The sequence below is a fragment of the Yoonia sp. TsM2_T14_4 genome (assembly GCF_049602355.1).
GTDB lineage: Bacteria > Pseudomonadota > Alphaproteobacteria > Rhodobacterales > Rhodobacteraceae > Yoonia > Yoonia vestfoldensis_A.
In genome coordinates this window covers 427,096-450,824 of record NZ_CP187137.1, presented here as the reverse complement: position 1 = coordinate 450,824, position 23,729 = coordinate 427,096, and the positions used below count along the sequence as shown (strand labels likewise).

The following is a 23,729-nucleotide window of genomic DNA, read 5'->3' as shown; positions in this document are numbered from 1 at the left end:
ACCGCGACAGTTTTGCGCGAATGGCTAAGGGGAGCAGCATGAAAAAGATCTACGGCTCGGCACAAGAAGCGTTGGACGGGCTTTTGTTCGACGGCATGTTCATCGCGGCGGGAGGGTTCGGTCTGTGTGGCATTCCCGAACTGCTGCTGGCGGCGATCAAGGACGCAGGCACCAAGGACCTGACTTTCGCGTCCAACAACGCGGGTGTGGATGATTTCGGCATCGGCATCCTGTTACAGACCCGGCAGGTGAAAAAAATGATCTCGTCCTATGTTGGCGAAAATGCCGAATTCATGCGCCAGTATCTGTCGGGTGAGCTGGAGCTGGAATTCAACCCACAAGGCACGTTGGCCGAACGGATGCGCGCCGGTGGCTGCGGTATCCCCGGATTCTATACGAAAACCGGCGTCGGCACCGTGATCGCGGACGGCAAGGAACACAAGGATTTCAACGGCCAGACCTATATCCTGGAACATGGCATTGTTACCGACCTGTCCATCGTCAAGGCGTGGAAAGCGGATGAAACCGGAAATCTGGTGTTCCGCAAGACTGCGCGCAATTTCAATCCGCCGGCCGCAATGTGCGGCAAAATCTGTGTCGTCGAGGTTGAAGAAATCGTGCCGACCGGCAGCCTGGACCCCGATCACATTCATCTGCCCGGGATCTATGTGCACCGGATCATCGCAGGCACCCACGAAAAACGCATCGAACAGCGCACCACGCGCAAGCGGGAGGACGCATAATGGCCGAACAGATCAAAGGCTGGGATCGCAACCAGATGGCCGCCCGCGCGGCGGAAGAATTGCAAGACGGCTGGTATGTGAACCTTGGCATCGGCATCCCGACGCTTGTCGCCAATTATGTCGGTGACAAGGATATCACGCTACAATCGGAAAACGGGATGCTGGGAATGGGCCCCTTCCCGTTTGAAGGTGACGAAGACCCAGACCTGATCAATGCGGGCAAGCAAACGATAACGGAATTGGGCCGCACGGCCTATTTCGATTCTGCGACATCCTTTGGCATGATCCGTGGTGGCAAGATCGCAGCAGCGATCCTTGGCGCTATGGAAGTGGCGGAAAACGGCGATCTGGCGAACTGGATGATCCCCGGCAAGCTGGTCAAGGGCATGGGTGGCGCGATGGATCTGGTCGCCGGTGTCGGCCGCGTGATCGTGGTTATGGATCACACCAACAAACACGGCGAATCGAAGGTGCTGAAAAGCTGCACCCTGCCCTTGACTGGCAAGGGCGTGGTGGACCGGATCATCACCAATCTGGGTGTGCTCGATGTGGTCGAAGGTGGCTTGCGGATTGTCGCATGCGCCGACAATGTCACCGAGGCTGAATTGCGCGCCGCGACCGAGGCGACGATCGTCTGACATTATTGGGTAGCCCCGCAACAAGGCCCTACCGGATCATCCGGTAGGGCTTTTTTATTGCAGAGCGTTGACGTTGAACACGCAGCCATCGGTGATCAGGTCAGGCGGCGTCTGGCACAGCCCCTTGGCGACCTGCCACGCCGCCAGCACCTTTGGCACATAATCCATCGTTTCTGCGAACGGTGGCACGCCTTGGTAACGCTGCACATTGCCTTCGCCCGCGTTGTAGCCAGCCAGCACCAACACCGGATCATTGCCGAACCGGTCCAGAAGCCAACCAAGATAGGCAACGCCGCCCTTGATGTTCTGGGCTGCATCCATGCTGTCGCTGACGCCAAAGCGGGCGGCGGTTGTAGGCATCAACTGCATCAGCCCCTGCGCGCCTGCGGTGCTGACAACGTCAGTGCGCCCGGCGCTTTCGATGGCGATAACCGCCAGCACCAAGGCGGGCGACACATCGGTGCCGACAGTTTCGCGCAGGATATGCACCCCCTGCGCTGCGGCGATATTCTGCAAGGCTTGCAACCGTGGCGCAGGCATATGCTGTCCGGTCGGGGGATTGTTGATCCGGTTGATCGCCAGTTCCAGCCGCGCGGGGCTTGAACCGGTCAATGATGATGGGACATTATCCCAGAACCAGCCAAAACCCGATTGTGTCCGCGGTGATGCGGCGATAGCCGACACCGGTTCAGCGCGTGGCGCGGCATAGACAGGACCGCGACGGGGGGCATCGGGATCAATCTGCACCGTGATCCGGCCTGTCGTCTGACCCGCCGCCGGCACGCCGACCCGTTTAAAGGTAAAATCCGGCTGCAGACGCTCGACCTGCGGGAAAACTGTTGTCGCGCTCAAGAGCGCGAACGCGGCTGCAAAAGCCACCCTGATAACATACATGGACTATCCTGATCGACATTCTCGTTCATCGAAACATGGCAGAAACCGGTGAAAATGCCACAATCTTGTACAAAAATCGCGATTTTTCCTGTGGGTTGCGGGCCTTTTGGCAACTGGCGTTAGTGAATATGAATATTTGTTAATATTTTCTTTCTATATTTTTCAAAGACTTGCGGGCATTTTCTTGGCACCAGATGCAACAAAGCCCGAAACGCGCGAATATTGCCAAACTCCCGCCCCAATCATCCAACTTAATGGCGAAATCCAAGACGGACCGTGACGCCCAGGGGTTGTCACCATCCCCGGCGAGGAACGGCCAGACCATCAACGATACCCCAGGAGGATCATCAATGCTTAACTTCATCAAGACTTTCCACAAAGACGAAGACGGTGCTGTCACCGTCGATTTCGTGGTTCTGACCGCGGCAATCGTGCTGCTGGGTATCGCTGTTGGCACAGCGATCAGTGGCGGCGCCGGCCAATTGTCGAACAGGATCCAAAACGATCTGGTCAACCAAGTCTGATAATAACGGCAGGCGACGTGCAAACGTATGGGCTGCGCTGACCAAAAGGCGCAACCCATACACCACAAATCCGCGGTGGTTAGACCGCCTGTCGCATCTAGGCCCATTCGGGCGCGAAAATGGCTCACAAAACACAGCCAGCAAGACTGATCCCATGTCTGATGACCAAACGGAAGGCTGATGAATGAAAAGCATCTTGCAAACGTTTCATACTGACGAATCCGGTGCAATCACCGTTGATTGGGTCACCCTCTCAGCCGCTGTCGTGGCGCTTATGTTCTTGATCATGTCGACAATTGGTGGCGCGGCCGAAGGTCATGCAACGTGGCTGCAAACCACCATGGCAAACATGATGTAATCGCCGCTGGCGATATCTTGATCACATATTTGCACCGTGGTCTTTTCAATCGCATCGCCGCGACAGGTCACACTGGGCGGGACACACACCATGGTGTGTGACGACGTGCCAAGTTGATCAATGTGACTAAGTTACATCCACAAGATTGCGTGATTAACGTTTTAATCGCCTTTTGCTTGCAAAGCGGACAACCCATATTGTAAGTGGCCATGCGATAAAGTCGCATTGGTGCGCGCGGGTCACGGCCATGGCAGACCGTCACACGTGAACGGGCGCGAAACTCTATTCAAGGTTTGCATCATGCGCGTAGTTTTTGGTCTGGTCCTTCTGGTTGGCATGGGGCTGGCAGGTTTTGCGGTCTATATGGTGAACCAATATATGGCGACACAAACCGCCCAGCTTGACCGCGCGCGCCAGATCGCGGCACAGGCTCTTGTCACCGTGGACGTCTATGTCACAACGCGATCGGTCACTTATGGTGAATATCTGACAGCGGATGATGTCCGTCTTGTCCCTTATCCGCGCGATTATTTGCCCGAAGGCACCTTTGCCACAGAACAGAGCCTGTTCCCGCAGGGGACACAGACGCCGCGCGTCGTTGTCCTGCCGATGATCGCAAATGAACTGGTCCTGACAACCAAAGTGTCCGAACCGGGGGCCAGCCGTGGTCTGACCGCCCTTGTCGAACCGGGCTTTCGGGCGTTTCCCGTCGAAGGGCGCGTGGCGGCCGGTTTCGGCATCCTGCGACCCGATGACAGAATTGACGTTTATTGGACCGGCAGATTGCGGGACGGCCGCGAGGTGACGAACCTGATCAAATCCGGCCTGCAGATCATCGCCGTGCTGGGCGATGCAGGCAACCGCGGCGGACCACAAAGCGTTGTGGTTCAGGTGACCCCAGAAGAAGTGGCCCTGTTGACGCAGGCGCAGAACAGCGGACAATTGACCCTTGCGCTGGTGGGCACTGGCGATTTGTCAGAAACCGGCCCCGTCACAATCGATAATTCCGCGTTGACTGGCGAGCAGGATATTGTCGCCGCCCCCGCCCCCGTGGTCGAAGAGGCGCGACGCTGTTTCGTGACCCAGCGCAGCGGCACACAGAGCGTCCAAGTTGAAATCGAGTGTTCTGAGTGACGCGTTGATGCCAGAATCCGACCGCGATTCATGCCGGAGCAGGGTACATTCTTTATCGGCAATTAATTTTTGCGACATCCGCTATATTGATCAAGATCACCGAAATTAACAGTTTCGGCACGACATGTAGACATAAACGCCGAATAAACGCATGACGTGTATTAATATAAAAATACACAACTGTTGCGCGATATACACATTCGGCTTGCCCTCAAAAGCACTGATTATTGCAATAAATGCAACCTTAGCGCATGTTCACCGCATCAAGGGCACCAAGACCCATTTCAATGAGGCGTGATCGGAGAGGCAGGTCACTTATGAATTATGACAGATTTCTGAAGGCCGCATTGGCGGGCGTTGCGTTGTCGATGACAGCGGCAGCACCAGCCATGGCGCAGGACAGCACGTTGCGCGTATTGCGCGGTGCCGCATCCAACGCATTGGATGTTCCCATGAACCGGGCCGTCGTCGTCGAAAGCGATGTCCCCTTTACCGAATTGTCGATCGCCAATCCCGGCATCGCGGATATTTCGTCCCTGTCCGATCGCACGATCTATGTGTTGGGCAAGGAACCTGGCCGGACCACGCTGACGCTTTTGAGTGCCGATGGCCGGTTGATCACCAATGTCGAGGTGCATGTCTCGCCTGACATGGCGGAATTCAAGGAACGGCTGACGCAGATCCTGCCCGGCGAAAATATCGAGGTCAGAACCGCCAATGACGGCATCGTTCTGTCCGGCACGGTCAGTTCGACCGCACGGCTGGACCGTGCGCTGGATCTTGCGCAGCGTTATGCGCCAGATCGGGTATCGAACCTGATGTCGGTCGGTGGCACGCAGCAGGTCATGCTCAAGGTCCGCTTTGCCGAAATGCAAAGGTCGGTCAGCAAGGCGCTGTCGTCGTCGCTGTCGTTGAACGGTACGTCGTTGCAGAACGGCCGGAATCTCCGCGGCGGAAGCAACACAACCGTTGGCCAAGCAGGCATCACGAATACGTTGAACAATATTGTTCCAACGGCCAACGACAACAACGGCGCATTCCTGTTCGGTTTTGGCGCCGGTGGCGTCGAGGTGGGCGTGCTGTTGGAAGCACTTGAATCGCGTGGCGTTGTACGGTCGCTGGCGGAACCGAACCTGACCGCGCTCAGCGGGCAGCAGGCCACCTTTCTGGCGGGCGGCGAATATCCGGTGCCTGTGTCGAGCGAAGACGGTGCGATCAGCGTCGAGTACAAACCTTTCGGCGTCGAGCTGAACTTTACGCCACGGGTGGTGGATGGCGATGTCATCAACCTCGAACTTCTGGCAGCGGTATCGGCGATTGACCCCTCAAACAGCTTTTCGGCAAACGGTTTCGAAATCAGCGCCTTCAGTCGCCGCGAAACATCGACCACGGTCGAAATGCGCGACGGTGAAAGCTTTGCTATCGCGGGTCTGTTGTCGGATGACTTTACCGACCTTAGCGGTCAGGTGCCATGGATTGGCGACGTGCCGATCCTGGGTGCCCTGTTCCGCAGTGCCGAATATGCCCGTCGTCAGACTGAATTGGTCATTATCGTGACGCCGCATCTTGTTTCACCGACACGCGGTACCGCACTTGCCCTTCCGACAGACCGAGTGCGGCCGCCCAGCGAACAAGACCTGTTCCTGTTCGGTCGGGTGACTGCGGCCAGCGCGCCGACACGCGGTGGCGCAGGCGAAGTAGCGCGGCAGGACTTCATGGGGTCCTACGGCTACGTCATGGATGAATGAGTGGAGCGCAACAATGAAACGCTATATGAGCACTGCGCTTGTCGCAGCAACACTGTCCGCCTGCGGCCCATCCGGCCCGACATCCTCGTCCTTCTTTACGGAGGCCGGATCAGAAATTGATCAAGGCGATTTTGGCAATGCCACGATGAACAACGCCTTGGTGCAGACGCGCCAGCAGGATTACACCATCAACCTTGCCCGCCGGTTCAATACCGAGGTCGATGCGATGGTGAATTTCGAATTTGATTCGGCCATTCTGGACAGCCTGGCCCAAGCGACGCTGCGTCAGCAGGCTGATTGGATCCGGCAATTCCCCGAAGTCCGCTTCAAGGTATTTGGCCATACCGACCTTGTCGGTTCGGCAGAATACAACCGCAACCTTGGCCTGCGCCGCGCACAGGCTGTTGTGGGCTATCTGTCCACCCAGGGCATCAGCCGCGACCGTCTGGAAGCTGTCGTGTCCTTTGGCGCGACGCAGCCGTTGATCCCCACACCGGAACCCGAACGTCGCAACAGACGCACCGTGACCGAAGTATCGGGCTTTGTCGAAACCAGCCCGCTGTTGCTGAACGGCAAATACGCTGACGTGATCTTTCGCGAATATGTCTCAAGTGCTGAGCCCAACACGACGGTGCAAGACACCACGATCACGACCGGGAGCGGCGGCTAAGTCCGCAGATCATTGTTTACGCCAGCGATGTCTGGCGTAAACACTCTTCGGAATTTGGCAAGATCGTCGCAAAATTTCGTACAATGACGCTGTTTCGGCCCCATTCTCGACACGATTTCCCGCCATATTTATGAACGCGATGATATCGCCACCTGCCCTGCCCGCACGGCGGGTTGCGGGGGCCGTACATCATGCAGTCGGGACATCTGCAAAAATTGACCAAGGACGACCTTTATGACAACCAGCCCCGCCGTGCAGAATGACCCATCCCCGATCGTTGCCTGCACGATCAGTCGGGATGTGCAAATTTTCGATCTGCTGATTGAAGACATGGAATCGGCGCTGGGTGATTCATGGGGCGACCTGAGCTTCGAAGATGCGGCCGCGTTTCTGGCGCAACCTGACGCCCGGGCGCTGCAATTCGTCACCATCGCGCTGGATGCGCAGGACGAAGACAACCTGCAACAAGTCTCTGACATTATCACCGCTGCCAAGGCCGCACGGATCAAGGTAATCCTGATCGCCGAAGACCTGACACCCGCTGCCCTGCACAGGCTGCTGCGGATAGGGGGCGACGAATTCGTCCCCTATCCGCTGCCCGAAAACGAACTGGCCCGCGCAATCGAACGTGTACTGACCATCGACGATACGGCGCAGTTTTCGCCAACAGGCACGCAGTTCAAGGCGACCGGCACCAAATCGGGCGTTGTCATTCCGATCCACGGTCTGGCCGGGGGTACGGGGGCCACGATGATGGCTGTGAACCTGGCTTGGGAATTGGCCAATATCGACCCCAAAGACCCGCCAAAGGTCTGCCTGATAGATCTCGATTTCCAGTTCGGCACAGCATCGACCTACCTTGATCTGCCACGGCGCGAAGCTGTGCTGGAAATGCTGACCGATACAGCGGCGATGGATGCGGAAAGCTTTATGCAGGCGCTGCTAACCTATGGTGACAAACTGCATGTGCTGACCGCGCCGACCGATATGATCCCGCTGGACATGATTTCACCCGCCGACATCACCCGCGTGATCGAAATGGCGCGGATGAATTTCGATTATGTCGTCATCGACATGCCGTCCACGATGGTGGAATGGTCCCAGACCGTGCTGGAGGCCGCGCATGTCTATTTCGCGATGATCGAGCTTGAAATGCGCTCGGCGCAGAACACGCTGCGGCTGAAACGTGCGCTACAATCCGAGGAACTGCCGTTTGAAAAGATCCGCTTCATCCTGAACCGCGCCCCCGGTTTTACCGACCTGAACGGCAAAAGCCGGGTCAAACGTCTGGCGGAAAGTTTGGGTATCTCGGTCGAGGTGCTGATGCCTGACGGCGGCAAGGCCGTCATGCAAAGCGCCGATCACGGCACGCCGCTGGCCGAAAGCAATCCAAAGAACCCCCTGCGCAAAGAAATCATGAAACTTGCAAAGTCGGTACATGAGGTCAACGTGACCGCGACCGCCGACGCCAAAGCATAAAGGCGATCCATGTTTTCAAAATACAAGAAACCAGGCGTTCCTGTTGCCGGTGTCACGCAAACGACAGGGCAGCGGGCCGTTGCGTCAGCGCCCAAACCCGATAGCCCCTCGCTGATGAAAGCCATGCCGCAGCGCAGGCCAGCCGATGCAGGCCCCGCCGACAAGGACAAGCGCCGAAAGGACCGGTTGCAGGAACTCAAGCTCGACCTGCATAAATCACTGTTGGAAAACCTGAACCTTGCCGCGCTGGAAACCGCGACGGAACAGGAGTTGCGCACCGAAATCAACGCAATCGCCAATGAAACCCTAGAGGAAATGGGTGTCGTCCTCAGCCGTGAAGAACGCCAGACCCTCAGTCAGGATCTGTTTTTCGAGGTGACGGGCCTTGGCCCGCTGGAAACCTTGCTCAAGGATGACACGATCAATGATATTCTGGTCAATGGCCCGCAGCAGATTTTTGTTGAGCGCAACGGCAAGCTGGAACTGACCGATGTCACGTTCAAGGACGAACGCCACCTGTTGCGTATCATCGACAAGATCGTGTCGGCCGTTGGGCGCCGCGTCGATGAAAGCAACCCCTACGTCGATGCCCGCCTTGCAGACGGGTCGCGTTTCAACGCGATGGTGCCGCCGATTGCGGTGGACGGATCGCTGGTTTCGATCCGCAAATTCAAGAAAGACAAGCTGGGCGTCGATGATCTTGTGCGCTTTGGCGCCTTTACCGAGGAAATGGCCGCCTATCTGCAGGCCGCTGTTTCCACCCGGTTGAACATCATTGTGTCGGGCGGGACGGGGTCGGGCAAGACCACGACGCTGAACGCGCTGTCTGGCTTTATCGACGATGCCGAACGCATCCTGACGATTGAAGACACCGCCGAATTGCAGCTGCAACAAACCCATGTGGGCCGTATGGAAAGCCGCCCACCCAATGTCGAAGGCAAGGGCGGCGTGTCGCAGCGCGATTGTTTGAAAAACGCCCTGCGGATGCGCCCTGACCGGATTATCGTCGGCGAAACGCGGGGCGAAGAAGTCATCGACATGTTGCAGGCGATGAACACCGGCCATGACGGGTCAATGACGACGATCCACGCCAACTCTGCCCGCGACGGGGTCAGCCGGTTGGAAAACATGATCGCCATGGCCGGGATCGACATGCCGATCAAGGCGATGCGCAGCCAGATCGCATCGGCTGTGAACCTGATCGTGCAGGCATCGCGTCTGCAAGACGGATCGCGCCGCATGACCTCGATCACGGAAATCACCGGCATGGAAGGCGATGTGATCTCGATGCAGGAAATCTTCCGCTATCAGCGCGTCGGCCTGACCCCCGACAACAAGATCATTGGCCATTTTACCGCGACAGGCGTGCGCAGCCACTTTTCCGAACGGTTCAAATTGTGGGGCTATGACCTGCCGCCCGCCATCTTTGAACCGATGGTCGCGGAGTAGACCAGATCATGTCCATTGAACCCATCATATATATCCTGATCTTTGTCGCTGTGCTGGCGCTTGTCCAAGGCGCCTATCTTGTGATTTTCGGCAAGTCGATCAGCATGGATGGCAAGGTCAACCGCCGTCTTGAGATGCTCGACAAGGGTGGCAACCGCGAACAGGTGCTGGACCAACTCCGCAAGGAGATGACACAGCACATGAAATCGCAAAGCATCCCGATCTATTCATTGCTTGCGACCAAGGCGCAAAAAGCGAATATCGCTTTCTCGCCCACACAGATCATGATGGTGATGGCCGTGGTCAGCCTCGCTGCGTTTTTGATGTTGACGCTTTTCACGCAAGTGGCTCCGCCGGTGCGGATTCTGATCAGCGTGCTGATGGGCGTCGGTGGCGTCTATCTTTGGATCAGCCGCAAGGCGACCCAACGGATCAACCTGATTTCCGAACAATTGCCAGATGCGGTGGACCTGATGGTGCGGTCGCTGCGCGTGGGCCACCCGTTTTCAAGCGCGATCAACATCGCCGCCAAGGAAGTCCCCGATCCGCTGGGTACAGAGATCGGCATTATCGCCGATGAAACCGCATATGGGCGCGACATGGGCGAAACGCTCAAGGCGATGGCGGAACGGCTCGACAATCAGGATTTGCGCTTTTTGGCCGTGGCGGTGACGATCCAGCAATCTTCGGGCGGCAATCTTGCAGAAATCCTCGATGGTCTGTCCAAGGTGATCCGTGCGCGGTTCCGCCTGTTCCGCCGCGTCAAAGCCATTACCGCCGAGGCGAAATGGTCCGGCAACCTGCTCTCGGCTTTCCCGATCCTTGCACTGATCGGCATCAATCTGGTGCAACCAAATTATTTTGATGATGTGATGGAAAGCCCGATGTTCATCCCGGCCTGTTTCGTTGTTGCGGCGTTCTTGGTGCTGAACCTGATCGTGATGCGCGCGCTGACCAATATCAAAGTCTGAGAGACGCCGCATGCAAGCCATTCAAACCTTGATCATCGACATTCTTGGCCCGTTCGGCCCCTTGATGGTTATCGGGCTTGTTGGGTTGTTCATGATCCTGCTGACCTTGCCAGTTGTGTTCAGGCGCAAACAAGACCCGCTTGACCGGCTCAAGGCCGCGAACCGGCCGACCAACAAGACCGAAAGACTACGCGCAGCATCCAGCAAAGACACGCTAGAAAAGTATTCAAACTTTCTGGAGCCGCAGAACGCCGCAGAATATTCCGCGGTCAAGCTCAAGCTGCTGCAATCAGGATACCGCAGCAAGAATGCCGTTCGTATTTACCATTTCGTGCAATTTGCATTGGGGATCACCGGCCTGTTCGGCGGCGGCATCTATGCCTTGATCGAAATGGCGCAACGTACGGTCAATACGCAAGAACTGATCATGATGATCCTCGTGCCAGGCGGCATCGGCTATATGTTTCCCAAATACTGGGTCACCCGCCGTGTCGAGGTGCGCAAAGAGGCCATTATCAACGCCTTTCCGGATTCGCTTGACCTGATGCTTGTCTGCGTCGAAGCGGGGCAATCGCTGGACCAGTCGATCCTGCGCGTATCGAACGAATTGCGCACCGGCTTTCCTGAACTGGCCGAGGAATTCGAGATCGTCAGTCAAGAAGCCAAGGCCGGCAAGGACAAGACCACCGTTCTCAAGGATATGGCCGAACGTTGCGGCGTGCCGGATATTTCCAGCTTTGTGACGGTGATGGTACAATCGGCGCAATTTGGCACATCCATCTCGGATGCGCTGCGCGTCTATGCGTCGGAAATGCGCGACAAGCGCGTGATGCGCGCCGAAGAGGCCGCCAACAAGCTGCCGACCAAGATGACGCTGGCCACGATGATGCTGACCGTGCCACCGCTGATGGCGATCCTGATCGGACCGTCGATCTATGCCATCACAACAAGCCTTGGATAGAGGCTGAACCGGCGATGGGCATTCATCAGACCATGCTGACCGTTGCAGTCATCGCGCTGGCTGCCTGCAACGCGGGCGACCTGAACCAATCCAGCGATGGCACTTTTGCGCCGGGTGCTGTCGGGCTTGGCAATATCGACGGGCTGATCGTTGGCCATCGGCTGATGACGGCCGGTGAATTCGATCTGGCGCTGAAAGCCTATCATCGCGCCGCCGCCCAGCAAGGATTGAACGTGGATACGATGTCAGCAATCGGGTCGGCGAACCTTAATTTGGGGCGGCTTGGTCAGGCGGAACACTGGCTCCAACGGGCCGTCGCAGAAGACCCGACCTTTCCGCCCGCATGGAACAATCTGGGCGTTGCCCTGATGGAACGCGGCCAAGTCGGCGAAGCAAGCGAGGCTTTCCGTCGCGCCTTTGCTGCAGATAACGGCAATTCCGACGAAATACGCGAGAACTTGCGCTTGTCTCTCGCAAATCTTGCGGAAGCTGACGAAAATTTCGCAAAAGACGTTCAAAATTTCAGTCTGATCCGACGTGGTGCAGGTGACTTTGTATTGATGTCGGATCTCTAAGCAGAGCAGCAAGAGGACGCAGAAACATGCGCCATCCAGTTTTCATACCGCTTTTTGCGACACTCATCATCTTGTCCGCCTGTGACAGGTCCGGCGAAGCCGATTTGGAACAGGCGCTGCGCGACATCAATGTCGTTGATGAAACCAACCTCAACGACGTGATGCTGACGGTCGGCGACCCGGACGAGGCCGTCAACTACTTTGCCAACGCCAATGCTAACGATCCCGGCCGCATTGATCTGCAACGCGGGCTTGCGCTGTCCTTGATCCGCGCGCGCCGCGTAACCGAGGCCGTCGCGGCCTGGCAGACCGTCACAGCACATCCTGACGCCACGGATCATGACCGCCTCAACCTTGCCGATGCCTATATCCGCGGCAATCTGTGGGACGAAGCAGCGGCAACGCTGAACACAATTCCGCCGACCTTTGAAAACTTTGAACGCTACCGCCTGGAAGCAATGGTCGCTGACAGCCGCCAGCAATGGGACAAGGCCGACAGTTTCTATGAAACCGCCGTCGGCCTGACCACGCGGCCCGCCCCAGTCTACAATAACTGGGGGTTTTCCAAACTGACGCGCGGCGATTACCCTGCCGCCGAACGGCTGTTTTCCGATGCCTTGCGGTTCAATCCAGCCTTGTTCACCGCCAAGAACAACCTGGTTCTGGCGCGCGGTGCACAACGCAATTACACACTGCCCGTCGTGACAATGACACAGGTCGAACGCGCGCAATTGCTGCACACAATGGCGCTAACCGCGATCAAGCAAAATGACGTCTCGATTGGCAAATCGCTGTTGAATGACGCGATCAACACCCATCCGCAATATTTCGACGCCGCCGTGCGCGCGCTTGAGGCGCTCGAAAACAATGCTGTGAACTGATCCGATGGGACTGACCGCCAGCGCCGCTCTGTGGTTTTTGCCCGCCGTCGTCCCGATTGCGATCTATGTCGCATGGAGCGACCTGCGGCAGATGAAAATCCCCAATGTCGCAGTCTATGCGCTGGTGATGGGCTTTGCCGTGCTGGGCCTGATCGCCCTGCCGTTTGGCCAATACCTGTGGCATTGGCTGCATCTGCCGGTCATGCTCGTGATCGGGTTCATTCTGAACATGGCGCGCGTTCTTGGTGCGGGTGATGCAAAATTCACCGCCGCGGCCGCACCATTCATTGCCACCACGGATCTGCCTTTGGTTTTGCCCTTGTTCGCAGCCTGTCTGCTGGCCGGTCTTGTCACGCATCGGCTGGTAAAGATCAGCCCCCTGCGCCGGTTGGTGCCACATTGGCAAAGCTGGTCCGAAACCCGCAGGTTCCCGATGGGATTTCCGCTGGCGATGACGCTGGTGTTTTATCTGTCGCTGGTCGCGGTCTATCGTTGAAACTTTGCGCAATACCTTTGACTGGCACGGCTTTGTTCACGATTTCGCCATAATGGGCTGTATTCTGGCAACCAAGCCCCGATCATCAGACACCCATGCTTTCAGCGGATAGGCAGAACAATGAACGTGCAAACATCGACTGTTATGGCCCCACCCGCCCCGCGCAGTCTGGATGCGATGTTGCTGCCCATGGCCATGATGCGCGACATCCTGATCAAGACGATGTTCCGGATGAACCTTGATCAGGTGTCCCAGATCAGCCGCACCATCTGCCTGCCTGTGGTGGTCACGCAGGAACTGGTCGATCTGGCGCGCGGCCAACTGCTGGTAGAGGCGACAGGCACTTTGAACGCCAACAGCAGTGCTGAAATGGGGTATCGGCTGACCGATGCGGGCCGCGCCCGCGCGCTGGATGCATTGCACCAATCCGAATATTACGGGCCGATGCCCGTGCCTTTGTCCGTTTACGCCGAACAGGTCAAACGGCAGTCGATCCGCAACACCCAGATCACCCGCGAACAGCTGACCACCGCGATGGGTCATCTGGTCCTGCCTGCGGACCTGTTGTCCCATCTTGGCCCGGCTGTCGGTGCCGGCCGGTCCATCTTGATGTATGGCCCGCCCGGCAACGGGAAATCATCAATTTCTAACGGGATCAGGGATGCGCTGGGGGACAAGATCTATGTGCCGCGCGCCATCGCGTATTCCGGTCAGGTCATCACGGTCTATGACCCGGTCGTTCATTCCGCCGCCGAAAATGACGTGGACGATCCCACCAGTTTGCGCCGCACCGCGGGGCGGTTCGACACGCGCTATGTCCGCTGCGAACGGCCCACGGTGATCACGGGCGGTGAATTGTCGTTGTCGATGCTGGACCTTGTTTATAACCCGACCGCGCGGACGTATCAGGCACCTTTGCAGATGAAATCAACCGGCGGCATCTTTATCGTCGATGACCTTGGCCGCCAGACTGAGCCGCCGCAGATGCTGGTCAACCGCTGGATCGTGCCGCTTGAAGAAAACAGGGATATTCTGGCCCTGCAATCGGGCGAGAAATTCGAAGTGCCTTTCGACACGCTGGTCGTGTTCTCGACCAACTTTCACCCCAACGCGATCTTTGACAAGGCAGCGTTGCGGCGGATTTTCTATAAGATCAAAATCGACGGCCCCAATCAGGAAGATTACCTGAAAATCTTTGCCATGGTCGCGCGCAAGCGCCAGATGCCACTGGACGAAGACACGCTCGTCCACCTGCTGAATGTGCGCTATCCTGAGATAAACAACATCTATGCGAATTTTCATCCCACGTTTCTGATCGACCATATGATCTCGATCTGCGACTTTGAAGGGATCCCCTATCATATGTCGCCTGACCTGCTCGACCGCGCCTGGGCCAATATGTTCGTCACCGACGAAGACATCGTCCGCTAGATACCGGGCGACCTTTGCAATCCACAGGCTTCCACCTACCTAAGGGGAAATCTTTTGCATCGGGACATCCATGCCAGACGCCACGCGCCACCTGCCAGCCAAGTTCGACGCGTGGTTCGCAGGCCGCGGCTGGTTGGTGCATCCGCATCAGCAGGCCATGCTGGACCGCGCGAACGACCCCGCGCTTTTGCTGATCGCGCCCACAGGCGGGGGCAAGACGCTGGCAGGGTTCCTGCCCAGCCTCGTCGAACTGGCGGATGGGGCCCATCAGGGGCTGCACACGCTTTATGTCTCGCCGCTCAAGGCGCTGGCGGCGGATATCAAACGCAATCTGCGCCGGCCGGTCGAGGATATGGCCCTGCCCGTGCGGATCGAAGATCGCACCGGCGACACATCCTATACCCAGAAACGCCGCCAGCGCGCCGACCCGCCCCATATCCTGCTGACAACACCTGAATCGCTGGCCTTGCTGATCAGCTATGAAGATGCGCCGCGCATGTTTGCGGGGTTGCAGCGGGTGATCGTCGATGAAATCCACGCGCTCGCCGAAAGCAAACGGGGCGATCAGCTAATGCTGGCGCTCAGCCGGTTGCAGACCTTGGCCCCCGGCCTGCGCCGCGTTGGCCTGTCCGCTACGGTCGAAGACCCGCCTGCCATCGCGCGGATGCTTGCGCGCCACCCCGACCCCTGCCCCATCCTGCTGGCCGACCCCGGCCCCGCTCCCGATATCGCCATGCTGCAAACGGATGCCCCCCCGCCCTGGGCAGGAGGTGGGGCGACCTATGCCATCCCCGCCGTACTGGAAGCTGTGAAACAACACAAAACCACGCTGATCTTTCACAACACCCGCGCGCAGGCCGAGATTTTCTTTCACAACCTGTGGCTGGCCAATACCGATGATTTGCCGATCGGCATTCACCACGGCAGCCTTGCCCGCGAACAGCGCGAAAGGGTGGAATCCGCGATGGTCGCAGGGCAGCTGCGCGCCATCGTCTGCACCGGCAGTCTGGATTTGGGCATCGACTGGGGTGATGTCGATCTGGTCATTCAGGTCGGCGCGCCCAAGAACGTCAAACGACTGGTGCAACGGATCGGGCGCGCCAACCACCGCTACAACGCGCCTTCCAAGGCGCTGCTCGTGCCTGCCAACCGGTTCGAGGTGGTCGAATGCATCGCCGCATTGGAGGCGGTGCAAGCTCATGACCTTGACGGCGACCCCAAAGGTGCTGGCCCGCGCGACGTGCTGTGCCAGCACATTCTGATCGCCGCCTGCGCAGGGCCGTTCCACGCTGATGATCTCTTTGCCGAGGTGTGTAGCGTGGGCGCCTATACCGGGCTGACACGGGCAGATTTCGACGCCTGTCTGGATTTCTGCGCCACTGGCGGATATGCCCTGCGCGCCTATGACCGCTGGAAAAGGCTGTTGCAGACGGCGGATGGCAAATGGCAATTGCGCGACCCCCGCGCCGCCCTGCGCATCCGCATGAATATCGGCACGATCCAGGATACCGACACGCTCAAGGTCCGCCTGAAAGGCAATTTCAAACCCTTGGGCGAGGTCGAGGAATCCTTTGCCGCCACGCTGACCCAAGGCGACACTTTCCTGATCGGTGGCCAAATCGTGCGCTATGACGGGTTGCGCGAGATGACGGTCGAGGTGACGCGCGACGCCAGCAAGACGCCGAAAATCGCGACCTTCATGGGCACGAAATTCGCCAATTCCACGCAATTGTCGCAACGCATCCTGCGGATGTTCGCGCAAGACGACTGGCCCCAATTGCCCGCCCACACCGCTGCATGGCTGGGGCTGCAACGGCAAGTGTCCAAACTGCCCGAGGTTGACCGGATACTGGTCGAAAGTTTCCCGCATGACGGCCGCCAGCATATCTGCGTTTACGGTTTTGCAGGGCGCAACGCGATGCAGACGCTGGGGATGCTTTTGACCCAGCGGATGGAAGAAATGGACCTGCAGCCTTTGGGCTTTGTCGCTACGGATTACGCGGTGCTGGTCTGGGGGCTCAAACCCGTGACCGACGCAGCACCTTTGTTCCGCGCGCCCGATCTGCGTGCCGGGTTCGAGACATGGCTGTCAGGCAATGCTGTGATGAAACGCACCTTCCGGGGGGCAGCCACCATCGCGGGGCTGATTGAACGCAATCTGCCGCAGGCGCGCAAATCGGGGCGGCAGGCGACGTTTTCGTCGGACATCCTCTATGACACTTTGGCCAAATACGACCCCGACCATCTGATGCTGCAGATCACCCGCGAAGAAGCCCTGCGCGGTCTGGTCGATTTCGGCCGGATCGAAGAGATGCTGGCCCGCACTGCAGGCCACGTCGATCACGTCGCGCTGGAGAGGGTGACGCCGCTTGCGATGCCGCTTTTCCTTGAACAAGGTCGCATCGCACTGGCGGGTGCCGGCCGCGAACGGCTGATGGAGGACGAGGCCGCAGCCCTAATGGCAAAGATCGGGTTGCCCGCGGATTGAACCTTGCGCCTGCGAGGCAAATCAGCAAAGAAAATCGTATGAACAGCTATGCTTTCACCCTTTGCGGCACACGCTGCCAAGCACTGCCGTCTGGCGCGCTGTGGCTGCCAGAGGCAGGCACGCTCTGCGTGTCTGACCTGCACCTGGGCAAATCCGACCGGATCGCGCGGCGCAGCGGGGTAATGCTGCCGCCCTACGAAGTCCAAGAAACGCTGGACAAGCTGGCAGATGACATTGGCGCAACGGACCCGCGTCAGGTGATCTGCCTTGGCGACAGTTTCGACGATCTGGCCGCGGCAGGCAGCCTCGATCGCGCCATGCGCCTGCATCTGAGCAGCCTGCAGGCAGGGCGCAAATGGATCTGGATCGAAGGCAACCACGACCCCGGCCCCGTCGATCTGGGCGGTAGTCATCTGTCGCAGATAGAGGTTGGCACTCTGAGCTTCCGACATATTGCGACCAGCGCAACTGCCGAAGTCTCAGGCCATTACCACCCCAAGCACCGGCTGGCAGGCCGCAGCCGGCCCGCCTTTGTGGTTGATGCCAAACGTATCGTCATGCCAGCCTATGGCGCCTATACCGGTGGGCTGGATTGCATGTCGCCCACGATCCGCCAGCTTTTCGGACCGCGCGCCATTGCGATCCTGACAGGCCACAAGGCGCTGGCCGTACCATTGGCGTGACCTTCGTCATCTTCCGAGCCCAAATATCCCTGCCAGAGGCTCCGTCTGCGCAGCAGGCGGATCAGACGGTCAACCCCTCAGGCTCTGCCAGCCCATTGGCACGACAACAGGCGGTGACCGTATTGGCAAGCAGACAGGCGATGGTCATCGGCCCCACACCACCCGGCACCGGCGTGATCGCCCCCGCTACGGCGGCGCAGCTGTCATAATCGACATCACCCACCAAAGACGTGCTGCCATCATCGGCCGCAATCCGGTTGATGCCCACGTCAATCACCGTGGCCCCCGGCTTGATCCAATCGCCAGGCACCATCCGCGCGCGGCCCACGGCGGCAACAACGATATCCGCCTGGCGCACCATCGCGGGCAGGTCAGCCGTGCGGCTATGCGCGATGGTGACGGTGCAGCTGTCACCCAGCAGCAATTGCGCCATCGGCTTGCCCACGATATTGGACCGCCCGATCACCACCGCATGTTTGCCCGCCAACGACCCGTGATGATCCCGCAGCAGCATCAAACAGCCCAAAGGCGTGCAAGGCACCATCGCCTTTTGGCCCGTCCCCAACAGCCCCACGTTCGAGATGTGAAACCCGTCTACATCCTTGGCCGGATCAATGCTGTTGATGACCAGATCGCTGTTCAGATGCCCGGGCAACGGCAGTTGCACCAGAATACCATGTACCGCCGGATCAGCGTTCAACTGCGCAATCAGCGCCAGCAAATCGGCCTCTGACGTGGTGTCGGGCAGGCGATGCTCGAAACTGCGCATGCCGACTTCGACGGTCATCTTGCCTTTGCTGCGCACATAGACCTGACTTGCCGGGTCTTCACCGACCAGCACCACCGCCAGCCCCGGCACGATGCCGTGACCCGCCTGCAAGGCCGCCACATGGTCCGCAATTGTGATACGAAGCTTTGCGGCAAAGGCCTTGCCGTCCAGAACATGGGCATTCATCGGTTATCTTTCCTGTCACTGTCCGGCCCGAGCCGGGTTTTCTCGCAAGCAATCGACCATAACGTTGCAATCGTGCAGTGTGTTCACGTCCGGTCCTCTTTGTCTGCGGTCCGCCTGCCGGATACGCCGCGAACGACCCAATGACAACAGCACAGCTGGCCTAGAACAAGCCTTCGATCTGGCCATCCTCGTTCAGCATGATCGTTTCCGCCGATGGCACGCGCGGCAGGCCCGGCATGGTCATGATTTCGCCACAGATGGCGACGATGAAACCGGCCCCGGCGCTCAGCCGGACCTCGCGCACGGGGATGTTGAACCCCGTGGGCGCGCCGCGCCTTTCGGGATCAGTGGTGAAACTATATTGCGTCTTGGCCATGCAGACGGGCAGATGGCCGTATCCCTGATCTTCCCATTGCGCCAGCTGATCACGGATCTTGTCATCAGCAATAACGCCATCGGCGCGATAGATCTTTTGCGCGATGGTCTGCATCTTGTCGAACAGGGGCATCGCATCGGGATAGATCGGCGCGAAACTGGCAGCATCCAGATCCGCGATCTCGGCCACGCGGGTCGCAAGGTCGATGATCCCCGCAGATCCCTGCGCCCAGTGTCTGCACAACAAAGCCTCGGACCCCTGAGACGCAACATAGGCCTTGACGGCATCCACCTCTGCCTCAGTGTCCGAGACAAAATGGTTAATCGCGACGATGACAGGAACACCGAACGATTTGACGTTCTCGATGTGACGGCCAAGGTTGGCGCATCCCGCCTGCACTGCGGCGACATTTTCAAACCCCAGATCGGCCTTGGCGACACCGCCGTTCATCTTCATCGCGCGCACTGTGGCCACGACGACAACGCAGGCAGGTGCGATCCCCGCCTTGCGGCATTTGATATTCATAAACTTCTCAGCACCCAGATCGGCGCCAAAGCCGGCCTCGGTCACGACATAATCCGCCAGTTTCAGCGCGGTCGTCGTCGCCGTCACCGAATTGCAGCCATGCGCGATATTGGCAAAGGGGCCGCCATGGACAAAGGCGGGGTTGTTTTCCAAAGTCTGCACAAGGTTTGGTTGCAGCGCATCTTTCAACAACACTGTCATCGCGCCATCCGCTTTCAGGTCGCGGCAGTAAACGGGCGTCTTGTCGCGACGATAAGCGACGATGATATCACCCAGCCGCTTTTGCAGATCAGCCAGATTGCGGGCCAGACACAGGATCGCCATGACCTCGGACGCGACGGTGATGTCGAACCCTGCCTCGCGTGGGAAACCATTGGCAACACCGCCCAATGATGCCGTGATCTGGCGCAGGGCGCGGTCGTTCATATCCATCACACGCCGCCAGACGACGCGACGGATGTCGATATCCAGCGTATTGCCCCAATAGACATGGTTGTCGATCATCGCCGCCAAAAGGTTATGGGCCGATGTGATAGCATGAAAATCGCCAGTGAAATGCAGGTTCATATCTTCCATCGGGATCACCTGCGCATAACCGCCACCCGCCGCACCGCCCTTCATCCCGAAACAAGGACCAAGCGAGGCTTCGCGGATACAAACCACCGCCTTCTTGCCGATCGCGTTCAACCCGTCGCCAAGGCCCACAGTCGTGGTAGTCTTGCCCTCGCCCGCAGGTGTCGGGTTGATCGCGGTCACAAGGATCAGCTTGCCGTCGGGGCGGTCCTGCACGGCGTCAATCAGGCGCTGGCTGACCTTGGCCTTGTCATGACCGTAAGGGACAAGATCATCGCTGTGGATACCCAGCTTGGCGCCAATGTCCTGAATAGGGCGCTTGGTTGCCGCGCGGGCGATCTCGATATCGGATTTGACTGCCATGTGATCTTTCCTGTTGCTGGCCATGTCCTCTTTGTTAAAGAGGCGCTCTTGCCTGCTGTCCCCCGATTGCGACGCAATCCGTCCCGACAGCGGCGGGAGAGGGTCAGGGCTGCCAGCTTCGCTGGCCCGGCACATGCAGCGTGACCGCATCGCCGACACGCACAAAGCCTTCGCGTTCGACCCAGGCGGTGACACCGCGCCTGCCCTTGGCCGCCGCCTTGAACCGGTCGCCCGCCCCCGGATGGTCGGCGTTGATTGCCTTGGCAGGCAAATGGCAAGGCTGGTTTTCCATATCGACGACAATCACAGATCCGTCCGGAAATTGCAGGCGCGACGACGGCGGCAGATGCGTGAAATCGGGAATGCCGCGCACCACCAGCGACGCGCCCGCATAGGCCGGATCAAGATCGTCCAGCCCGCAATCAGCGGCGATCAGCGCCAATTCCTCGGCGGACATGACGCAAAGCTGGCGCACGTTGCGGATCTGCGTGCCGCGCGGATGCTGGCTGATCACGCGCGAACAGGACGGGCGGGTCAAACCGCCATGCGCCTCGCCGGGGATACCGGCATAGGTAAGCTGCGCATCCTGTACGGCAACGGATGTGAGGGCGGCATCACGGTCCGGCACAAGACCCAGCCAGACAACTTCGCCGATGGTCTCAGTCTTCTTTAACGCGGGCATCGCCGTCCTCCTGCTGCTGGCGCAACATTGGCCGCGCGGGGCGCGAAAAGACAAGTCATCTTCCGAAAAAAACATCCCCGCCGCAGGCATCCGGCACCGCAAGGGCCGGAGCAGCAACGCAAAACGCCGCCCCGTGGGGCGGCGTTTGATGTGTCAGACCGAAGGTTCCGGTTCCAGCCCGCCATCAGGCGCGCGCGGCTTTTTCGGCTTGGTCTTGGGGATCGCCGTGACCGACGAGCCTGCGGACGGCGGCGTGCCACCCTTGTCGTCGCTTGCATGCGGCAATTCACCCGCCATGACGCGCTTGATCTCGTCACCTGTCAGCGTTTCATATTCCAACAGACCCTGCGCCAGACGCTCGAACTCTTCATTCTTTTCGGTGATGATCTTGTAGGCAAGTTCATAGCCATCCTGAATGAACCGGCGGACCTCTTCCTCGATCATGACCTTGGTATCGGCCGACACCGACAGACCGGCGGTGTTGCCCTGATAGCCTTCATGCGCCTCGGCATAATCGATATTGCCGATCTTGTCGGACATGCCCCAGCGCAACACCATTGCACGGGCCAGCTGGCTGGCCTGCTGGATGTCACCGGCTGGGCCGTTGCTGACAGAATCGGGGCCGTATTTGATGATCTCGGCCGCCTTGCCCGCCATCGTCATCGCAAGACGCTGGTGGCATTCATCCTTGAACATGTTCAAGCGGTCGATTTCCGGCAGGCTCATCACCATGCCCAGCGCACCACCGCGCGGGATGATTGTGGCCTTGTAGACGGGGTCGCATTTGGGCAGTGAAATCCCGACGATCGCATGGCCGGCCTCGTGATAGGCGGTCATTTCTTTTTGCTCGGCAGTCATGACCATCGACCGGCGTTCGGCCCCCATCATCACCTTGTCCTTGGCCGATTCGAAATCGACCATGGTCACGAAACGGCGACCCACACGGGCGGCCATCAAAGCAGCCTCGTTCACAAGGTTCGCCAGATCGGCCCCCGAAAACCCCGGCGAGCCGCGTGCGATGATCCGCAGATCGACATCGGGACCGAGAGGAACCTTGCGCGCATGCACGCCCAAAATCTTTTCACGGCCTTTGATATCGGGGTTCGGCACGGTGACCTGACGGTCAAAACGACCCGGACGCAGCAGGGCTGGGTCCAGCACGTCGCGCCGGTTGGTGGCGGCGACGATGATCACGCCTTCGTTCGCCTCGAACCCGTCCATTTCGACCAAAAGCTGGTTCAGCGTCTGTTCGCGTTCGTCATTGCCACCGCCCATGCCGACACCGCGTGCACGGCCCACAGCGTCGATTTCGTCGATGAACACGATACAGGGCGCGTTCTTTTTGGCCTGCTCGAACATGTCGCGGACACGGCTTGCACCGACACCGACGAACATTTCCACAAAGTCAGAGCCCGAGATGGTGAAGAACGGCACGCCTGCTTCGCCCGCGATGGCGCGCGCCAGCAAGGTCTTACCGGTACCCGGAGGACCGACAAGCAGCGCGCCTTTGGGGATCTTGCCGCCAAGGCGGCTGAATTTCTGCGGGTTGCGCAGGAATTCGACGATCTCTTCCAATTCTTCCTTGGCCTCGTCGATCCCGGCCACGTCGTCAAACGTCACGCGGCCCGATTTCTCGGTCAACAGCTTGGCTTTCGATTTGCCGAAACCCATCGCCCCGCCTTTGCCGCCGCCCTGCATCCGGTTCATGAAATAGACCCAGACACCGATCAACAGAACGAACGGCAACAGGCTGACAAGGAATGACTGGAACACGGATGTTTCCTGGCTACGCGCCTCGAACGGGACATTGGCGCCGATCAACAGGTTGGTGATTTCCGCATCCGACGGTGCGATGGTGGAATAGGTCCGCCCGGCCTCGGAATAGCGGACACGCTCGCCGTCGATCACGGCATCGGTCACGCGGCCAGACTGAACGGCCTCGACAAAGGTGGAAAAGCTGCGCGCATCGCCGCCGGTGGCACCGGGGGGGCTGCTGAACAGGTTGAATAAGGCCAGGACCATCAAGAACATGACGACCCAAAAGACCATGTTGCGTGCGTTACCCAAGGGGGACTCCTATCACATCGTCAAACAGGCGACAGACTCGTGCCTGCGTGGTTACTCCTAGAATA

Annotated in this window: 22 protein-coding genes; 17 read left to right on the top strand and 5 right to left on the bottom strand. The window is 58.9% G+C overall.

Going from position 1 to position 23,729, the window contains the following annotated elements; translation table 11 throughout:
• The first annotated feature begins 38 nt into the window (after positions 1-38).
• Positions 39-743 (top strand): CoA transferase subunit A, encoded by a 705-nt coding sequence (locus tag ACPF9B_RS02110; protein WP_007205641.1) that lies wholly within the window; start codon positions 39-41, stop codon positions 741-743.
• The gene (locus ACPF9B_RS02105; protein WP_007205642.1) at positions 743-1,381 is read left to right on the top strand and encodes a 3-oxoacid CoA-transferase subunit B; all 639 of its coding nucleotides are present in this window, start codon (positions 743-745) and stop codon (positions 1,379-1,381) included. The genes ACPF9B_RS02110 and ACPF9B_RS02105 overlap by 1 nt, the downstream gene beginning before the upstream one ends.
• Positions 1,382-1,435: 54 nt before the next feature.
• On the opposite strand, the gene ACPF9B_RS02100 is transcribed toward ACPF9B_RS02105, so the two are convergent.
• A complete protein-coding gene (locus ACPF9B_RS02100; protein ID WP_424178900.1) occupies positions 1,436-2,275 on the bottom strand; it encodes a lytic transglycosylase domain-containing protein in 840 nt (279 codons plus the stop codon).
• 350 nt (positions 2,276-2,625) lie between these two features.
• On the opposite strand from ACPF9B_RS02100, the gene ACPF9B_RS02095 reads away from it, so the two are divergent.
• From ACPF9B_RS02095 to pdeM, 15 genes are all read left to right on the top strand, one after another.
• Entirely contained in the window at positions 2,626-2,799 is a 174-nt protein-coding gene (locus ACPF9B_RS02095; protein ID WP_424178898.1) for a Flp family type IVb pilin, read from the top strand.
• A 184-nt stretch (positions 2,800-2,983) separates the two neighbouring features.
• Entirely contained in the window at positions 2,984-3,157 is a 174-nt protein-coding gene (locus ACPF9B_RS02090) for a hypothetical protein (RefSeq protein WP_007205645.1), read from the top strand.
• Positions 3,158-3,457: 300 nt separating this feature from the next.
• Positions 3,458-4,291 (top strand): Flp pilus assembly protein CpaB, encoded by an 834-nt coding sequence (gene cpaB / locus ACPF9B_RS02085; protein ID WP_424178896.1) that lies wholly within the window; start codon positions 3,458-3,460, stop codon positions 4,289-4,291.
• A 317-nt stretch (positions 4,292-4,608) separates the two neighbouring features.
• Positions 4,609-6,039 (top strand): type II and III secretion system protein family protein, encoded by a 1,431-nt coding sequence (locus ACPF9B_RS02080; RefSeq protein WP_424178894.1) that lies wholly within the window; start codon positions 4,609-4,611, stop codon positions 6,037-6,039.
• A gap of 13 nt (positions 6,040-6,052) precedes the next feature.
• Positions 6,053-6,709 carry an OmpA family protein gene (locus ACPF9B_RS02075; RefSeq protein WP_007205648.1) on the top strand — a complete coding sequence of 219 codons (657 nt, stop codon included), beginning with the start codon at positions 6,053-6,055 and terminating at the stop codon, positions 6,707-6,709.
• A 234-nt stretch (positions 6,710-6,943) separates the two neighbouring features.
• A complete protein-coding gene (locus ACPF9B_RS02070; RefSeq protein ID WP_424178892.1) occupies positions 6,944-8,188 on the top strand; it encodes an AAA family ATPase in 1,245 nt (414 codons plus the stop codon).
• Positions 8,189-8,197: 9 nt separating this feature from the next.
• Positions 8,198-9,637, top strand: a complete 1,440-nt coding sequence (locus tag ACPF9B_RS02065) for a CpaF family protein (RefSeq protein WP_424178890.1) — start codon at positions 8,198-8,200, stop codon at positions 9,635-9,637.
• Between the two features lie 8 nt (positions 9,638-9,645).
• Positions 9,646-10,608 (top strand): type II secretion system F family protein, encoded by a 963-nt coding sequence (locus tag ACPF9B_RS02060; protein ID WP_424178888.1) that lies wholly within the window; start codon positions 9,646-9,648, stop codon positions 10,606-10,608.
• Between the two features lie 10 nt (positions 10,609-10,618).
• A complete protein-coding gene (locus tag ACPF9B_RS02055) occupies positions 10,619-11,569 on the top strand; it encodes a type II secretion system F family protein (protein WP_424178886.1) in 951 nt (316 codons plus the stop codon).
• Positions 11,570-11,583: 14 nt separating this feature from the next.
• Positions 11,584-12,144 (top strand): tetratricopeptide repeat protein, encoded by a 561-nt coding sequence (locus ACPF9B_RS02050; protein ID WP_007205653.1) that lies wholly within the window; start codon positions 11,584-11,586, stop codon positions 12,142-12,144.
• A gap of 26 nt (positions 12,145-12,170) precedes the next feature.
• Positions 12,171-13,025, top strand: a complete 855-nt coding sequence (locus tag ACPF9B_RS02045) for a tetratricopeptide repeat protein (RefSeq protein ID WP_424178884.1) — start codon at positions 12,171-12,173, stop codon at positions 13,023-13,025.
• A gap of 4 nt (positions 13,026-13,029) precedes the next feature.
• Positions 13,030-13,521: a prepilin peptidase gene (locus ACPF9B_RS02040; RefSeq protein ID WP_424178882.1), complete on the top strand. Its 492-nt coding sequence runs from the start codon at positions 13,030-13,032 to the stop codon at positions 13,519-13,521.
• 120 nt (positions 13,522-13,641) lie between these two features.
• Positions 13,642-14,952: an ATPase gene (locus ACPF9B_RS02035; protein WP_424178880.1), complete on the top strand. Its 1,311-nt coding sequence runs from the start codon at positions 13,642-13,644 to the stop codon at positions 14,950-14,952.
• A 70-nt stretch (positions 14,953-15,022) separates the two neighbouring features.
• Positions 15,023-17,440 carry a ligase-associated DNA damage response DEXH box helicase gene (locus tag ACPF9B_RS02030; RefSeq protein WP_424178878.1) on the top strand — a complete coding sequence of 806 codons (2,418 nt, stop codon included), beginning with the start codon at positions 15,023-15,025 and terminating at the stop codon, positions 17,438-17,440.
• Positions 17,441-17,478: 38 nt separating this feature from the next.
• The gene (gene pdeM, locus ACPF9B_RS02025; protein WP_040483221.1) at positions 17,479-18,123 is read left to right on the top strand and encodes a ligase-associated DNA damage response endonuclease PdeM; all 645 of its coding nucleotides are present in this window, start codon (positions 17,479-17,481) and stop codon (positions 18,121-18,123) included.
• 61 nt (positions 18,124-18,184) lie between these two features.
• On the opposite strand, the gene folD is transcribed toward pdeM, so the two are convergent.
• The 4 genes from folD to ftsH all read right to left on the bottom strand — a co-directional run bounded on the left by folD (position 18,185) and on the right by ftsH (position 23,646).
• Positions 18,185-19,078 carry a bifunctional methylenetetrahydrofolate dehydrogenase/methenyltetrahydrofolate cyclohydrolase FolD gene (gene folD, locus ACPF9B_RS02020; protein WP_424178876.1) on the bottom strand — a complete coding sequence of 298 codons (894 nt, stop codon included), beginning with the start codon at positions 19,076-19,078 and terminating at the stop codon, positions 18,185-18,187.
• Positions 19,079-19,238: 160 nt separating this feature from the next.
• Positions 19,239-20,915 carry a formate--tetrahydrofolate ligase gene (locus ACPF9B_RS02015; protein ID WP_424178874.1) on the bottom strand — a complete coding sequence of 559 codons (1,677 nt, stop codon included), beginning with the start codon at positions 20,913-20,915 and terminating at the stop codon, positions 19,239-19,241.
• A gap of 103 nt (positions 20,916-21,018) precedes the next feature.
• Complete coding sequence (locus tag ACPF9B_RS02010; RefSeq protein WP_424178872.1) at positions 21,019-21,597, bottom strand: MOSC domain-containing protein; 579 nt, start codon at positions 21,595-21,597, stop codon at positions 21,019-21,021.
• A 153-nt stretch (positions 21,598-21,750) separates the two neighbouring features.
• On the bottom strand, positions 21,751-23,646 hold the full coding sequence (gene ftsH, locus ACPF9B_RS02005) for an ATP-dependent zinc metalloprotease FtsH (RefSeq protein WP_007205662.1): 1,896 nt from the start codon (positions 23,644-23,646) through the stop codon (positions 21,751-21,753).
• Positions 23,647-23,729: the final 83 nt, after the last annotated feature.